At 43.4% G+C, this 16,659-nt stretch carries 11 protein-coding genes; 4 read left to right on the top strand and 7 right to left on the bottom strand.

Annotation, left to right across the window (positions count from 1 at the left end; genetic code table 11):
- Positions 1-95 precede the first annotated feature (95 nt).
- The 4 genes from AC1DU2_RS23935 (at position 96) to AC1DU2_RS23950 (ending at position 3,947) form a co-directional block, all read left to right on the top strand.
- Complete coding sequence (locus tag AC1DU2_RS23935; protein WP_477387463.1) at positions 96-971, top strand: helix-turn-helix domain-containing protein; 876 nt, start codon at positions 96-98, stop codon at positions 969-971.
- Positions 972-1,075: 104 nt separating this feature from the next.
- The gene (locus AC1DU2_RS23940) at positions 1,076-2,446 is read left to right on the top strand and encodes a sensor histidine kinase (RefSeq protein WP_477387465.1); all 1,371 of its coding nucleotides are present in this window, start codon (positions 1,076-1,078) and stop codon (positions 2,444-2,446) included.
- An 80-nt stretch (positions 2,447-2,526) separates the two neighbouring features.
- Positions 2,527-2,904: a response regulator gene (locus tag AC1DU2_RS23945; RefSeq protein WP_477361256.1), complete on the top strand. Its 378-nt coding sequence runs from the start codon at positions 2,527-2,529 to the stop codon at positions 2,902-2,904.
- Entirely contained in the window at positions 2,904-3,947 is a 1,044-nt protein-coding gene (locus AC1DU2_RS23950; protein ID WP_477361258.1) for an adenylate/guanylate cyclase domain-containing protein, read from the top strand. Before AC1DU2_RS23945 ends, AC1DU2_RS23950 begins: the two co-directional genes overlap by 1 nt.
- Positions 3,948-4,163: 216 nt before the next feature.
- Here AC1DU2_RS23950 and AC1DU2_RS23955 read toward each other — a convergent pair whose 3' ends face one another.
- The 7 genes from AC1DU2_RS23955 to AC1DU2_RS23985 form a co-directional block, all read right to left on the bottom strand.
- Positions 4,164-6,746 carry a BamA/TamA family outer membrane protein gene (locus AC1DU2_RS23955; RefSeq protein WP_477387467.1) on the bottom strand — a complete coding sequence of 861 codons (2,583 nt, stop codon included), beginning with the start codon at positions 6,744-6,746 and terminating at the stop codon, positions 4,164-4,166.
- Between the two features lie 266 nt (positions 6,747-7,012).
- Positions 7,013-7,948: a hypothetical protein gene (locus AC1DU2_RS23960; protein WP_477387469.1), complete on the bottom strand. Its 936-nt coding sequence runs from the start codon at positions 7,946-7,948 to the stop codon at positions 7,013-7,015.
- A gap of 243 nt (positions 7,949-8,191) precedes the next feature.
- Positions 8,192-10,006 (bottom strand): RagB/SusD family nutrient uptake outer membrane protein, encoded by a 1,815-nt coding sequence (locus tag AC1DU2_RS23965; RefSeq protein ID WP_477387471.1) that lies wholly within the window; start codon positions 10,004-10,006, stop codon positions 8,192-8,194.
- Between the two features lie 30 nt (positions 10,007-10,036).
- Complete coding sequence (locus AC1DU2_RS23970; protein WP_477387473.1) at positions 10,037-13,384, bottom strand: SusC/RagA family TonB-linked outer membrane protein; 3,348 nt, start codon at positions 13,382-13,384, stop codon at positions 10,037-10,039.
- A 203-nt stretch (positions 13,385-13,587) separates the two neighbouring features.
- Positions 13,588-14,553, bottom strand: coding sequence for a FecR family protein (locus tag AC1DU2_RS23975; RefSeq protein ID WP_477387475.1), 966 nt, complete (start codon positions 14,551-14,553; stop codon positions 13,588-13,590).
- A 279-nt stretch (positions 14,554-14,832) separates the two neighbouring features.
- Positions 14,833-15,405 (bottom strand): RNA polymerase sigma-70 factor, encoded by a 573-nt coding sequence (locus tag AC1DU2_RS23980; RefSeq protein WP_477387477.1) that lies wholly within the window; start codon positions 15,403-15,405, stop codon positions 14,833-14,835.
- Between the two features lie 246 nt (positions 15,406-15,651).
- On the bottom strand, positions 15,652-16,599 hold the full coding sequence (locus AC1DU2_RS23985; RefSeq protein WP_477387479.1) for a BT_3987 domain-containing protein: 948 nt from the start codon (positions 16,597-16,599) through the stop codon (positions 15,652-15,654).
- Positions 16,600-16,659: the final 60 nt, after the last annotated feature.

Genomic DNA, 16,659 nt, shown 5'->3' on the forward strand with positions numbered 1-16,659 from the left:
ATAAAAATTTCACAAAGGCCACATCAATTTGCACAAATCCGACTTTTACGGGTCATTCTGACGATAAATTCATTAAATTGCATCCCCTTACAGGTATGAACAAAAGCGTTTTAAGATCGACATTCAATTTACTGAACATTGATCATGTAGAGCTGAACAAAAACTGGAACTATAAAAACGTGACCAGTACATTTTACCGGCTTTATTATATCGACGGCGGTGAAGGTGTGCTATATAATGCCGATAGCAGCATTAAACTGGAGCCCGGCTTTATATACCTGGTGCCGAGTTTTACCACCTGCAATTATTATTGCGACAACTATTTAAGCCAGTACTACATCTGCTTTGCCGAGGAATCTGCTGACGGGGCTTCGCTGTTTTCATCAAACCGTAAAATATTCAAGTTAAAAGCCGCCGATAATGCCCTGGCATGTTTTAAACGAATACTACAACTAAACCCTAACAGGAGTTTGTATATATCCTACAATCCCAAAGTTTACGAGAAGCGCCCGGTGCAAAAAAACTTTGAGGAATTGAACCAACTGATGCATGCATCGGCTTATATGGAAACTTACGGCTTGCTTTTGCAATTGGTATCGATGTTTTTAAAACCGGATGTTTTTTTGATGGAAGATAAAAGCATCATCCACTCCAAAATATCTGATGCTATCAATTATATACAAACCAACCTGCACCAAAACATTACGGTTGCCCAACTGGCCAAACGCGCCAACCATAATGCCGATTATTTTTCGCGCCTTTTTTTTGAGAACACCGGCGAACGGCCCTTAACCTACATTCAATCAAAACGCATTGAACGCGCGCAATTGTTGCTTACCACAACCAGTTTGCCTTTTTATGAAATAGCCGCCGAAACGGGTTTTGAGAGCCTCGCCTATTTTTCGAGGGTGTTCAGGAATATTACCGGGCAAACACCCGGATCATATAAAAAAAACAGCCTGGTGATGTAACAGTCTTCCTCATTTCGCTATTAAATTCTGATTAATGCAAATAAAATATTAGTTTTAAAACTGTTTGCCTAAACATTGGGCGCAAATTGAAAATTTGATTCTTTATGATAGGAGTAGAACCCGCTGTCACCATTTTTCTTACAACCCAACTGCGTAAAAGTTTAAAAGACCGGGGCATCGTTAGCGAATGGGATAAATATCTTTTGTATGTATTGTATGGCGCAATAGCCATAATGATGGGAAGCATTTTTCTTGAAAAAGAAGGACTCATCAGGTGGGTAGGCCACGCAACATTGGTCTGGCTAATTTCATTGCCTTTTACAAGACCTGAATTTAAAGAAAACAGATCTATCATTAACTGGGTGCTTCCTTTTGCTGCTGCTGTTATTGTTAGCGACCTTATATTACTGGTTGTACCCCAATTTCATGAGGATCACGATGAACTTTTTCAAAACTTTATAAACTTTACGGTTCTCTGGCTTTTTGCCATGTGGTGGATAAACCGCAAACAAGCCAAAGCACTTGAAACAGAACGAATAAAGCGCCGCAATGAAGAAGAACAAAACCGCATGATGGCTGCCATGAAAGTTAACCTGGAAAGCGAAGTAAAGCAACGTACCGCCGAACTAACCAACCAGAAGGAAGAACTGCAGCACGCCCTATCCGAACTGAGAAGCACGCAGGCGCAACTGGTACAGCAGGAAAAAATGGCATCGCTGGGCGAGCTTACCGCAGGTATAGCCCATGAAATTCAAAACCCGCTTAATTTTGTAAATAACTTTAGCGAAGTGAGTATTGAATTACTGGACGAACTTAAAGATGAGGTGCTAAGCAAGCTGCCCGACGATATTAAACAGGAAGCGGATGATATTATAAGCGATATTACCCAAAATCTAACCAAAATAAACCAACACGGCAAACGCGCTGATGCCATAGTAAAAGGGATGCTGCAGCACTCACGTACTACTACAGGTAAAAAAGAGCCAACCGATATTAATGCGCTTGCCGATGAATACCTGCGCTTAAGCTACCATGGTTTACGGGCCAAAGACAAAATGTTTAACGCCGGCATGAAAACCAGTTTCGATGAAAACATTGGTAAAATTGATGCCATTCCGCAGGATCTGGGGCGGGTATTACTAAACCTGTTTAACAATTCGTTTTACTCAGTAGCCGAAAAGAAAAAGCAAAATATTGCCGGCTACGAGCCAACTGTAACCGTGGTTACCAAAAAATTGGCAAACGCTGTTGAAATTACCGTAAGCGATAATGGTACGGGCATCCCTCAAAAGGTATTGGACAAAATATACCAGCCATTTTTTACCACCAAACCAACCGGGCAGGGAACCGGCCTTGGCCTATCCATGAGTTATGATATCATTACAAAAGGGCATGGCGGCGATTTGAAGGTAGAAACGGCCGAAGGTGAGTTTGCCAGGTTTATTATCACTATTCCGGATGTAAAAGCTAATTAATGGCAAAACAGCCGCAATAATCGCGTTTTAGCTGCCTGTTAAATCAATACAAAACCTAAATTTGAAACGAGAATAAAACTATGAAAATACTTGTTGTTGATGACGAGGCTGATGTACAACCATTGTTTTTGCAACGCTTTCGCAAAGAGATAAAAAATGGCGAAATCGAATTTAATTTCGCGCAATCGGGCGAGGAAGCCATGTCATTTTTGGCAATTAATCATTCTGAAGTGATCCTGATCCTGTCTGATATTAACATGCCTGGCATGACAGGGTTAGAATTGCTTGACAAAATAAGGCATACCTACGAAAAACCGCCACCGGTGGTCATGATGATTACCGCTTATGGCGATGATGAAAACTACCAAAGATCGATGGAACTGGGCGCTAATGACTTTTTAACCAAGCCCCTTGATTTTAATAATTTAAAAGAAAAACTAAAACACATAGAACAATAATGGCCAAAATACTGGTGGTTGATGATGAATTGGACCTGGAATTATTGATAAAACAAAAATTCAGGAAAAAGATCCGTGAAAAAGTATACGATTTTGTATTTGCCCACAATGGTTTTGAAGCGCTGGTAAAACTTGCCGAAGACCCGGAGATTGATATGATTTTGAGTGATATCAATATGCCCGAAATGGACGGCCTTACACTGCTTACCAAACTGCCCGAAGCCAACCCTATTTTAAAAGCTGTAATGGTATCGGCCTACAGCGATATGGATAATATCCGCACTGCCATGAACCGCGGCGCATTTGACTTTGTGGTTAAACCGGTAAATTTCGACGACCTGGATATCACCATCGAAAAAACTTTGATGCATGTGCTGGAGTTGAAAAAAACCATGCAGGCCATTAAAGAGAATAACATTCTGAGAATGTATGTTGATGAGAACGTGCTTAACTTTATGACCCATAAGGAGTTTGAAACAAGCCTGCTGAGCAACGAAACTGTTGATGCCACTGTTTTATTCATCGATATCTGCGGCTTCACGGCTATATCCGAACATGTACCGGCCAATGCCGTTGTAAGTTTAATAAACAAGCTTTTTGATATGATGGTGCAGGAAATTATAGCGCAAACCGGCCATATAGATAAGTTTATGGGCGATGCTGTGATGGCTGTTTTCCGCGGAGAGTACCACCTTGACCGTGCCATTGATGCAGCCCTTGCCGTACGCGAAAAAATGCACAGCACCGAAACCATAGTTTACGGCGATAAAACATTTAAACCCGATGTATCCATCGGCATCAACTCCGGCGAAATGATATCAGGCAACATTGGTTCTGCCTCCCTGAAGCGCCTTGATTATACCGTAATTGGCGATGCCGTAAACCTGGCCCAACGCCTTCAAGGTGTAGCCAAGGCCAACCAGATTGTTGTTACCGAAGAGGTTTATCAAAAAGCCAAAGAATCTTTCGAGCTCAAAAAAATTGGCGAAGTGACGTTGAAGAACAAAGCGAAACCGGTGGAGATTTATGAGGTAGTGAGTTAGTAGCAAGTATCAAGTACATAGTATCAAGAAACTGCCTCCGCGGTCATCTACTTTGTGTATACAATTTTTAGAAGTATATCACTAAACAAAAACGATGTCATTTCAAAGGAACCGACGATGGATTGGGTGAAGGGGGTGAGGAGAAGCTATCTCTTAAGCGCCCCGCTCTTTTCCATCCCAGGATCTATCGAAATGACATTTTCGTTAACACTATACCTACAACCTGAAATTAAGCGAGATATAAGGGTACCAGCCTTCGTCTGAATGGCCCGCAAGCAGCTGCAATACCGTTAGGCTTGCGGGTGCAAAATAGAGACCTCCGCCTGCGCCTGTGTGCCATTTATCAGAATGTTCGCCACTGATCCATACCCGGCCTGTATCGTAAAAACCGGTGATGCCCAATTGTCCCGGTAAAATATAACTGGCTATATCGGCAATTTTTACCCTGCTTTGCAGGTTATTGAAAAACATATTTTGGCCCGCAAACCTGTTTTGCAGGTATCCTAAAAGGTTCCCCTGGCCACCCAGGAACATGGATTGATAAAAGGCCGGTTTGCCAAAGCTGATGCCTCCGCCTACGCGGTCGGATAGTACGATATTTCCTTTGGCATCCAGTGGCACGTAGTACGTAAACTCGGGTTTAATTTGTACAAACGCCTTTGAATAGGTGTTAAGCCCTTCATAACCCGCCAAAGTAACTTCAAAATAATACCCTTTAAATGGCAATACGTTGTTATTGCGTTTATTGCTGGTAAAATTCAGCATCAAACCCAGGTGAAATTTGTTTTTATTTACGCTTGTACTATCATAAGAATTGATGAGTGATGGCTGCGAAATAAACCTGCCTGCATTATCGTCGGGGTTATAGTGATAAAACTGGGCAGACGGGCCTGCACTTAAAAAGCTCCCTTTACCGGTTTGCCAGCGCAAAGCGGCATCAAATTCAAGGGTATTAAACCTCGCCCTGTAATATTTACGATATCCCTCGTTTTTAACCAATACGGTTTCATTTCCGCGGCCAAAAAAGTTGGTGGTATTATCGGGCGCCAGGATATTGGCTTTCATTACAAAATCGGCTTTGCCAACAACCTGCGACCATTCGCCGCTGTAATTAGCCCTAAACGCGTTGGTGGCAAATGCGTGGCTAATCAGCAACTGTTGCCGGGTAGCATATGGCAGCTTACGAAAACCATCATACCCTGTATACTTAAAGCCCAATCCTAACAGAAAGCCATCATCGGCATTAATTGCGGCTGTTGCCAGCGGCATCCAAACGTTATATAAATTAGTTGGCCTAAACCTGGTGGCATTGGTATCGGCCGACAAGCGGTTGCTTAAACGATTGGTTTTGCCGGTGAAAGTAATACTATCTTTTGAGCCGTAAACAGGTATGGTACTTACCGAGTTTTTGATATCGTAAGTTTTATGGCCGGTACTATCAACAAACCTTAATTTTATAGGCGATGTACTGTTATCAACCACAATATGATCATCACCCCCCGAAACATAAATCCTGATCTCCTCAGTAACGGCCGGATCATAGGCTATATCCATATATGATCCTTTTACATCGTCGCTTTTATTAAGCTTATCAATTTTAACCCGCAGGGTTTTATCCGGGGCACCGGTGATAGTGAGCAGTTCGTCTTTATTGGTTACATGAATATCAACAATCCGGTTTATAAAATAAAAATACTGGCTCATAGCCGCCGGAATGTTATCCCTGCGTTTTTTTAGTATCGCCAGCAGTTCGGCATGCCGTAACCGGTAATTTTCTTTAGGGAGCAATTTTAGGCCAGCCTCCAAAACGTCGTCTGTTTCGGCCTTAACAAAATCATTAACAATATTCATCCATTGCGCATAGGTAAACTGTACATCGGGTATGCCATTCAAGAATTTTGTTTTGAAGATAGAATACTTTACGTTGGGAATATCGGCCGTAAAATCACCCAAAACAGGATCTATCCAGGGTAGCGCGGCAATGGATGGCAACAAGCCCTGGTTAACGTGAAATACCTGGTCCCTATCCCGCGGTACCGGTATATAAGCTTTTTGTTTACCACTGATATCGCCTGCCCATCGCCATTGATCTTCATGACGGTCCCAGTCGCCTATCAACAGATCGAGCATCCGGGCGCGCAAAAACATTTCGCCATCTATCCTGCTGTCATAACTTTTATTGAGCGCCCTCTCCATTTTAAGGGTATTGTCTGACGTTCCGGCGGGCTCGCGCTCTTCCAGCAAACATATCAGGCCGGTAAAAACTTTGCTGTACTGGCCCAGGGCATCATCATCTGCAACTACGCCTATTACAGGGTTGGCATGCGGCACATGAGCGGCTTCGGCCAGCGGCGGCACAATCAGCGCCGAATAAGGGTGCTGGCCACTAAACTCATCTCCTATCCAGTCAACAGCAAAAGTGCCTTGCAAATTTTCGGGCAGCAGTTTATCCGGGGCTTTCTCTACGCTGCGAAGCACCCACTCTTTACCATCTTTATCTTCCAGCCGCAGCGATTTTGATTCCATCCCCCCACCCTGTTTTAACGGCGAAAGGCCTCCTTTAAATTTTGATAGCCGGATAATGGGCAACTTTACCGGTTGGGCCCAGTCTTTACGGAAATTCTCGCCAAACAGCCAGCGATGGATCCCGCTTACCTGATCGTATTCCGGATGTGCACTTATAATTATGCTGTCGCCGGTCATCCGGGCTTTATCTGCGCGCGTGCTGCTGGTTATTTGTGCATTACATGCTAAGGAGCCCGCAACTAATAATAGGATCAATAGTAGTTTTTTCAACATGATAGTGTAGGTATTGTCGCCAATCTCCGTTTAAGTTACGAATTGAACTTAACAATCCGGAAAAAAATTGGAGGTAGTTTGTTATAGCAAAACTACAAAATCCGAGCCCAATCATAAGTTGCTAAAAATCAACAAATTAAAAAAAATGGCGAAATATACGTAACGATATTTCGCCATTTGATTAAAATATTGTTTTTATTTCGGTAAAGGATAAGTACCCAGGCAGCTTATAGGCCTCGTTTGAAGCACAGCCAGGACTGGGCCACTTAATATTTCAGGTTCGGAAAGTCTACCTGGGCCTGTTTAAACTGGGTTTCCCATTCGTCTTTCCAGCCGAAGGCGATGGTGGCCTGCGCTTTCAGATTAGCGCCGGCAGCACCGCTCCAAAAATGGATAAACTCGCCCCAATTAAGGTCGTGGGCGTATTCTTTACCATTTTTAGGATAGTATTTGGCCAGCAGGTCGAAATATTTGTTCAGTAATTGAGCCTTGCCATATTTGGAATAGATTGGATAGAACCAGTTTTTGAACCATTGCACATGCGGCACCGGGAAATCATCATACTGCGATTGCATTTGTTCATAAACCCGGCCTGCTTCATCCTTCATACCAATGTTCATGAGCACATCGTAGTTGTAAATCTCCATAAATTTGCTGTCGCCCCAAAGCGCATCAGACGGAGAACCTTTAACGCCGTGGCTGGCACCACTAACAATATGCCCGGTTTCGTGAATGGGCATGCCTATTTGCTGGCCGGTAGGCGCTGTCCAATCGTCAAGGCCGCAATCTATGGTATTCCGGTAATCGTGGCTATCGTCAAAATACGAAGCGGGATGGCCACCACCATAGGTGCCTTTATGAAAAACGCAGTATAGCTTTGTAGAATCGCCAAATAAGCCGTAAGTTTTTTTGGCATAGGCCCAAACTGCCGACATCGTTTTATATGGCCAGGTAACCGACGTTTCCATGTTATCGTCGTAATAAACAGCAGTATTTTTATCATAATAAACCAGGTGCAGCAAAAGCTTATGCTCAAACCAATGTTCCTGCCATGTTTTAGGCGGTGCACCTATTTTATTGGTATCGGGTTTAATAACAGTTACCGGCGCAGGGGCAACATTGTTTTTTGATTTACCGCATGAATTATGCACCGTGGCTGCTGTTATTAACATGCACAACAGTATTATTTTTTTAAATTTCATAGTAGTGTAATGAAGGGTAGTCTTTAGTCGAAAGTCTTAAGCTCTAAGTCAGAAAAGAATAAATTTACCTTAAGACTTAGTACTATTAAATTAACAGTAATTAATGTTTACAAGAAATTGAGAACCACAAGAACTTTATAAACACCTAGGCCTTATATAAAGGCAGATACAAGGATTAAAAAATGGGACCAGCCATTACAGCCGGCCCCGGATTCATAGGTATAGAAAAAATCTTAGGTGCGGTTACCAACCGGTATTTTGTACCAATTGCTTATCGCTATCCACATCATTTTGCGGTATGGGGTAAAGGTAATTCCTTTTTTCAAAAACACGGTTTTCAAATGTTACCACGTTATAAAACTCAGGCGGATTGGTGCTGATGTTTAACGCCTTAAACGGACCGTTATCGGTTGTTTCGGCAATTTTCCAACGACGGGTATCAAAGAAACGGGTATTTTCAAAAGCAAGCTCCACACGGCGCTCTTTCCTGATGGCTTCCCTAACGGCAGCCTGCCCTGCCGGTGCCGGCAGGGTTGGGCTACCGTATTCGGGGATGCCTGCACGGTTCCTGATCAGGTTAACATATTTTAAAATATCGGCATTGCCTGGCGACGCTTCATTTAATGCCTCGGCGTAGTTCAAATAAATTTCGGCCAGCCTTAACATTACCCACGAGCGGCCGCCTGTGCGCCAATCGCCTATCGGCTCGTTTTTGCGCACAATATAGCCCGTTGGCGAATAATCATTACCACCTGTTTGCTTGCCCGAGTTACCGGTGTTATAGGTTTGGGTAATAACCTCACCGCTATTGCTGTTTAGCCATTTGCTGCCGTTATAGGTAATGCCTACATAAAAGCGCGGCTCGCGGTTTGTCCACTGGTTATAGGTACTCCGGGCCTGGCTATCGTAGGGGGCCTGAAAATTCGAGAAACCCGAAGTAACATATCCCGAGCCGTTATCGGTTATTGAACGGCCATTTGCCATAAAATAGGCATCAACCATGGTTTGCGTAGCGCCTAAGCCACCGCTTCCCCGCACCTCATCGGCATATCCGGAGTGGTAAGGTGTGGTTTCATATTGCCTGTTGGTTACACCGGCATCAATCCGGGCGTAAATAATCTCTTTGTTCCAATCAACCAGCATTACGTCACGGCATGACAGGTATGGGCTAAAGTTACCCGAAGCATCGTTTTCGCGGTATAAATCAAACGTACCCGGTACAAACTGATCAAGGAAAGCCTTTGCCGCATCGGCTGCTTTTTGCCATTTGGTGGCATCGTAAGTTTGGTTAATAAGCTTTTTACCATCGGCATTTACCATACCGGCATAGTCTGTATTGCCATTAAACAACGGGCTGGCAGCATACAACAACACCTGCGATTTTACTGCGGTTGCAAAAGCTTTATTAATACGGCCAAGGTTATTGTTATTTGCGGCTTTCAAAGGCAAATCGGCAATGGCAGCGTCAAGCTCGGTGGTAACATAGGTTACGCACTCATCAAACGAGTTGCGGGGTAATTGTACATCGGCAAATGAAGCATCAGGGGCTATTGTTTTATCGCCGGTGATAACAACAGGGCCGTAAATGCGCATCAGCCAAAAGTAATAGATGGCCCTTAACGCCCTTGCTTCGGCTTTGTATTGCGTTTTTAGCGAGACGGGCATGTCAGAAACCTTATCTACATTATCCATAAAGATACCGGCCGAGCGGATACCGCGGTAATAGGTTGTCCAAAAACCGCTTATAAAACCGCTTGATGCATCGTAATTACCGTTGTTGATGTTTTGGGTGGCCACAAAACCCCAGTCGTACTCCGCTTCGTCAGATCCGCCTGTCCATTCACCAATGCTGTTGTCTGATCCGGGAAAACGTTGTGATGCTTCATCGGGTATGGCGGAGTATACATTGGCTAAAAACTTCTCGGCTGTATTACGGTTTTTAAAGGTTTCATCAAGGGTAAGCCTGTCATCGGGCACCTGGTCTAAAAAGCCTTTTTTGCATGATGAGCTAACAGTTAACATACATGCCAGCGTTAAGGCTACTATAATTCGTTTCATTTTATTATCTTGAATTAAATGTTACTTCTGTTAATTAAATTGAGCGCTCAGGCCTAATGATATGGTTTTAACATTTGGATATGCAGTACCATTTCCCGTATTCAACTCGGGGTCCCAAAGTTTAAACTTACTGAAGGTAAGCAGGTTGTAACCCATAATATAAATACGCGGGTTGCTCATGCCAATTTTACTCAACGAAGCTTTGGAGAAGGTGTAACCAAAATCAAGCGTTTTAAGGCGGATAAACTGTACATCTTTTACCCACCATGAGCTATGCTGCGTGTTGTTGGTATTGTCGCCATCGCCATAAGCTAAGCGGGGATAAAATACATCCTGGCGCGGGCTTGCTTCTGTCCACCTGTCGGTGATGTTGGCATAGGCGTTACTGATGCCGCCATTGGTTGAAAATGGCTGAATAGCATTACCCGATATATACCGCGATGCATGCCCGGTTCCAACAAAAAACGCGCCCAGGTTAAAGCCTTTGTAAGCTACGTTAAAGCCTAAACCATAGGTAAGGAATGGAACATCGCCTTTGCTTATTTCTGTTTTATCATAAGCGTTAATGATACCATCGTTATTTAAATCTTTGTATTTGATATCGCCTGGTTTAATGCTGGCTTTTGCGCCAGGGGTAGCACTGCTGTTTATCTCTTGCTGGGTGGTAAACAAACCTTCGGCTATGTAACCAAAATCTGCCAGCACGTTATGACCACGCTGATCATTCCATGGATATTTGGGGGTAGGCTGATCGTTTTCAATTACAACATCTTTATTGTAGGTGATGTTGCCACGTAAATTTAATACAACTTTACCTACGTTAATGCGCTGTTCGATGGTTGCATCAAAGCCTTTGTTATTAACTATACCAAGGTTGGCGTAGGGTGACGATGACAAACCAACATATCCGGGTACCGCAGCCCTTTGTAAAAAGATACCTGTACGGTGCTCTTTAAACAAATCGAAGGTAAGTGAAAACGAATCGTGCAGGGCGCGGATATCCAAACCAAGATCTTGTTTATGAGACCGCGACCAGCTTACATCAACCCCATAATCGGTTATGCTGATACCGCTTATACCGTTGGTATTGCCCAAACCGTACGTGAAACCCGATGAGCCATCAGACAACAAAGTAAGATAACCGAAACGACGGCCTAAACCAATATCGCCACTACCCACAATACCGTTGCTGTAACGGAATTTGAAGAACGATATAGCGTCCTTTAAAGGCTCAAAAAAGTGTTCTTCAGACACCAGCCATCCCACACCAAATGCGGGGAAGTACCCATAACGTTTTTCGGGCGCAAAGTTTTCCGATCCGTTGTACCCCACATTAAACTCGGCAAAATACCTGTCGGCAAATGAATAGGTTGCCCTTGCCGCCAAACTGCGGATGCGGTAAGGAATTGAGGTAGCAAAACTACCGGCAGGAAAATCCGACCGGTCTTCCTGGTTAAATAACAATAAGCCACCTACACGATGTTTGCCAAAGGCATGATCATAGTTAAAAGACGACTCGGTATAAATTTTATTTGATCCGCCGCTGGATGCGTTGTAGCTGAGGTAATTTCCGTTACCTGTATACGTGCGTACCAGGTTTAAAGTACCATCGGCATTATAGGGCGTATTTTGGTCGGGGTACCAGGTATCTTCGCGCTTTTGGCGTAAAATACTGTTGCTGTTGCTGGCATCAAACGCAAATAAGGTATTGAATGATAAACCCGGCAGCCAAAAGCCAAAATCCTGTGTAAGCCTGATGTTGGAGTACAGTTGGTTAGTAAAAGTTGTGCTGTATCCGCGCCTGGTTAAATCGGCATAAGGGTTACGCTGGTCGCCGTTAGGGTTTACGCCCGGAACATAGCCGCCCGGATACTCAATAGGGAATACTACCGGCGATACGATCATGGCCTGGCCAAAAATATCGCTTGCCGATATTGCAGGATAATTGCCCTTGCCTACATAGCCCTGAACGCCTAATGCCACCTTGGTGGTTTTGGTGATATCAACATCTACGTTACTGGTAAAGTTATACCGGCTGTAATCGATATTTGAATTATAGGTAGATAGCTTATCTGTTTTTAAAAGCCCGCCCTCGTTGTAATAACTTGCAGATATGTAATACCTTGAATTTGGCCCGCCACCCGTCATATTCACATTGGCCCGCCTGTTGCGGCTGGTGTTTTTAAATACAGCATCAATCCAGTTAATATTGGGATAAAGCAATGGATCTACATTGTTTTGCGTGTTTTGAATATACTGCTGCGAGTATTTGGCAACGCCACCCCTGGTGATGTTGGCTTCATTTACAGCATTCATGTAAGTAATGCCATCGGCCATTTCGGGCTTGCGGGTAAATGAGGTAAATCCTTCATAATAGTCTGCATCTATCTTCGGCTTGCCCACTTTGCCCCTTTTGGTTTGCACCAAAATAACGCCGTTTGCACCACGCACACCATACACGGCTGTTGCGGAGGCATCTTTCAGGATGGTAAATGATTGAATATCCTGCGGATCGAGGTTATTGATTGACCGGGTAACACCATCAACCAATACCAGCGGCCCAGTGTTGTTATTGGTAAACGTAGATATACCACGAATCCAGATATCAGCCTGGTTGCTACCCGGTTCGCCCGAGCGCTGAACACCAACAATACCCGATAGGCGGCCGGCCAGCATCGTGCTGATATCTGCAACCGGTTGTTTAAGCTCACCCACATCAACTGTTGATTGCGCGCCAACCAAACTCACCTTGCGCTGTGTACCATAGGCAACCACCGCAACTTCTTTTAACTCGTTTTGCGGCATAGGTACCATTTTAACATCAATAACTTTGCTGTCCTTCGCCGTTATTTCCTGGTTTTGATAGCCAATAAATGCAAACACCACAATCTCTGCGTCATTATTAACCTGTATCTGGTATTTACCGCTGTTATCGGTAATACCGCCACGGTCGGTCCCTTTAATCCTTACGGTTACGCCGGGCAATGGTTCGCCTTTTTCGTCAACAACCTTACCTGTTAAAATACGCTGTACTGCCTGGATAGGTTCGGGGGTTATTTCCACGTACCTTATTAATATCTCATCACCAAGCACCGTGTATTTATAGGGTGTTTGCTTTAGTGCATTATCCAGCACTTTGCCCAACTCCTGGTTAGATACTTTTGCCGATATTTTCATTTTACTATTAGCCACTGTACCGTTGTAAGTAAACTTTACACCAGAAGCAGCAGAAATATTATCAAGCGCTTTGCTTAATGTAATATTTTTTAAATTGACGCTTACGTGCTTCTTCAGTACATCCTGGCCTTTTGCAAAACTTGCCGCCATTGATAAACTTGTGCTGCACAAAACCGCTATAATTACTGTGCTAATCCTCATAAAAAGCATATACTTGTGTCCCCTATTGCGGGATACATTAATTTTCATATATTCACTTCAATAAAAATGTTAAAAAAACAGCAGGTACCTCCGGGGCTTCCAATCCATTGGGGTAATGCTTTTGACTATGACGTTTTTTGATTATCAGTACAATGCCCCCTTGCCCGGGGCATTACTGATTTATAGAGCGTAAGAATTTTAACTCAAATGTCTCCTCCTCCTTTAATGATCCATAAATTATCTTTGCTGATGAGCGATGCGTGAACAACCAGCGCCATTTTCTTTAAAAACTGCACAGGACTTTCACCCGGCTTTATCCGCCCAAAAAACAGCGTGTTCTTCACGTCGCCAACTACCTGTATTTTCATGTTAAAGTTTCTGCTCACATCTTCGGCAATATCCTTCACCAATACATTGCGGTATTCGTAATACCCGTTGCGCCTGCCCATTACCGCCGCCAAATCAGGAATTGGCAATACTTTGGTTGTTTTTTTGAGTTTATTATACACCACCATGTTAGTAGGCGATAGTAAAACACCCGAACCACCATCGGTAAATGAAACCTTACCTGTTACCAATGCAACCACAATTTCTTTATGCGATTTAAATGACGAGATATTAAAGGTGGTACCCAAAACCCTGGTACTGGTTGTGCCTGTGTGTACTATAAACGGATGGTGCTTATCTTTGGCGATATCAAAAAAGGCCTCGCCCTCAAAGCTAATCTCCCTGGTTGTGCCCACAAAGGCCACAGGATAAGTAACCGAGCTTCCGGAACTCAACCAAATCACCGATCCGTCTGCCAGGTTAATTATTTTGCGTTCGCCCGGCTTGGTAAATACGGTGTTGTTTTGCGGCTTTACTGGTTTGCTGCTGTTATTCCAAAGCAGCCCTACGCAAACGGCCAGTATAACAGAGGCGGCGGCAGCTATTTTATAAAAGTAATTTTTTGTTGTYGGTTCGGCAGCTTTGGCGGCCTTTATGCGTTGCTGTAAACCGTCAAATATCCGTGCTTTGGCCTCATCCTCTTCCAGCTGGCTTTCATATGGCCACTCAAAATCTTCCTCGCCTTTGGCCCGGTACCACAGCAACAATTCGTCCCGCTCGGCTGGTGTAGCCGTTCCGTCAAGGTATTTTTTTATTAAGTACTTCTGATAAAGCTCGTCCATATTAAGCAGCAATTAAAAGGGAGTACACTAAAAAGACATTTACCCTTAGTGCATTTAAAAAAAAGTGATAAAAAGCATTTTTAAATAAAAAAGCAGCGGCTAATCAGCGTAAACGCATAAGGCAAATTGAAATGATTGTAATTAAGCGCAATGTGAGTGAACAATTAGTGTTATGTTAATCATGCAATGACGGATATTCCGAAGTTGAAAGTTTTAAGTTCTAAGTCAAAAAGGATAAATTGGGCTTTTGACTTAAGACTTAGTACTATTAACTTAACACTAATGGTGCTTAAGGAAAATAATGAGCAGCATAATTTCCTTTAAATTTAAGCGCAGCACCTTAAGGGCTTTTGTAAGGTGGGCTTCTACCGTTTTTTCGGCAATATTCATCTCGGCGGCTATTTCCTGGGCCGACAGGCCTTGCTGGCGGCTGTATTTATATACCTGCCGGCATTTTTCGGGCAATTGCTCAACTATGCCGTTAACGTACTCTTCTAAAAATTTGGCATGCACCAAATCTTCGGGTAAGTCGGCCATCATTGTTTTTGCTATCCCGTCAATGATCTGGGCTTGCCGGTTCCTGGTATATACACTTTTAAAAACCGAAAATTTGATTGCCGTGGCCAGGTATGAGCTTAAGGTTTCTATTTTAAGGGTGCCTTTGCGGTTCCATAAACTAAAAAAAACCTCCTGTACAATTTCTTCAGCGGCATATTTATCTTTGGTATAGCTATATGCCAGGGCAACCAGCCTTTTCCAGTAGCGGTTATAAATTTCAGTAAATGCAAACTCTTTACCTTCGGCAAGAAGATTGAGCAACTCATTATCAGCAAAACCTATGGTCGAGTTCATTACGTATTACCAAACTTATTGCCTAAATTATTAATAATTTGTTAAGAATACCGCATATTTTTTGTTTTTCCAATCGGTTGACCGCGAAAAGCTTAACATTTAATATTTGCAAAAAATTCCAGACCCCTTTTATTTGCCTGTTTTTTTAATGTTGATACCAACACGGTTACAAACTGCAATTGGCCATAAAGTAAAAAAGCCACCTTGTATACCACAAGGCAGCCTATTAACTTATTATTAACTGGTTTAGTTTAAAGCAATGGTTTCGGCAATTCGCCTGTCGCCGGTTCCGCCAACATATTTATAGTTTAAGGTGAACGTTTTGGTGGCGGGATCATAAACGCAAACGCCATTATTTTGGATGGTTTGGTTTGCCGCGCCGGCTGCAGATGTTACCGTAACTGTATTATCGCTGTTGACTTTCAAATTCATAAAGTAATTGCTGCCGCCCAAATCGGCAGCTTCGCAACGTACAGTATTGCCATCAATGGTAGTTAATGATTTGGCACGTGCGCTCCATGTTCTGTCGCTGGCCGGGTTGGGGAATGCAATTGAGCCGTTAGCTGTGTAATCGCCCTGGTATTTGCTGGCTACATTAATAATATAATATACCGCTTTATAATAGTTGATGGCCTGGCCCTGGGCATCTTTTATGGCAACAGGCAACATGTATTTTGTGCCAAGTACCAGGTTTGCAGTGGTAACATTAATAACATAACTGGCCGTCAGTTGCCCCGCCGGGATGTTAACGGTGTTACTGGGGATGGTAAAGTCGGCTGCGGGCAGCGGTACATAAGTATCGTATTTTGATTCAGACGGATCGGGAAGGCTGCCGGCATTTGCTACCGCCGCGGTACTATCGGCAATATAAAGCGACCTGTGTAACGTATTTAACTGCGTTACAACCGAATTGTCAACAGCCATGGTAACCGTTACCGCATTGGTTAAAGGCTTTACTGCCGACACCAGCACAGTGGTAGCCAATGGTTGCGGCGTTGAACTGATAAACTGTGAAATATTATATTTAAAGCCCCCGTTTTCGAATGACGCAGGACCGGCGTGGGCGGCAATAGGTAATTCTATCGACGTTGCCATCTTTTTATAATCGTAATTATCTGCAACTTTTGAGCAGGAATTTAAAAGTACCGTAAGCACCATAATGGCCAAAGAAAGTTTAGTAAAGTTTTTTTTCATGGGTTAACTGTAAATTTTATGGATTTGTGATTTGCCTTATTTATAGGGGAGTACATTAAA

Source organism: Mucilaginibacter sp. P4_C11 (genome assembly GCF_056402115.1).

Bases quoted from the DNA above. Each gene is read 5' to 3' on its own strand.
- AC1DU2_RS23935 (WP_477387463.1), top strand. From the start codon at position 96: ATGAACAAAAGCGTTTTAAGATCGACATTCAATTTACTGAACATTGAT.
- AC1DU2_RS23940 (WP_477387465.1), top strand. From the start codon at position 1,076: ATGATAGGAGTAGAACCCGCTGTCACCATTTTTCTTACAACCCAACTG.
- AC1DU2_RS23945 (WP_477361256.1), top strand. From the start codon at position 2,527: ATGAAAATACTTGTTGTTGATGACGAGGCTGATGTACAACCATTGTTT.
- AC1DU2_RS23950 (WP_477361258.1), top strand. From the start codon at position 2,904: ATGGCCAAAATACTGGTGGTTGATGATGAATTGGACCTGGAATTATTG.
- AC1DU2_RS23955 (WP_477387467.1), bottom strand. From the start codon at position 6,746: ATGTTGAAAAAACTACTATTGATCCTATTATTAGTTGCGGGCTCCTTA.
- AC1DU2_RS23960 (WP_477387469.1), bottom strand. From the start codon at position 7,948: ATGAAATTTAAAAAAATAATACTGTTGTGCATGTTAATAACAGCAGCC.
- AC1DU2_RS23965 (WP_477387471.1), bottom strand. From the start codon at position 10,006: ATGAAACGAATTATAGTAGCCTTAACGCTGGCATGTATGTTAACTGTT.
- AC1DU2_RS23970 (WP_477387473.1), bottom strand. From the start codon at position 13,384: ATGAGGATTAGCACAGTAATTATAGCGGTTTTGTGCAGCACAAGTTTA.
- AC1DU2_RS23980 (WP_477387477.1), bottom strand. From the start codon at position 15,405: ATGAACTCGACCATAGGTTTTGCTGATAATGAGTTGCTCAATCTTCTT.
- AC1DU2_RS23985 (WP_477387479.1), bottom strand. From the start codon at position 16,599: ATGAAAAAAAACTTTACTAAACTTTCTTTGGCCATTATGGTGCTTACG.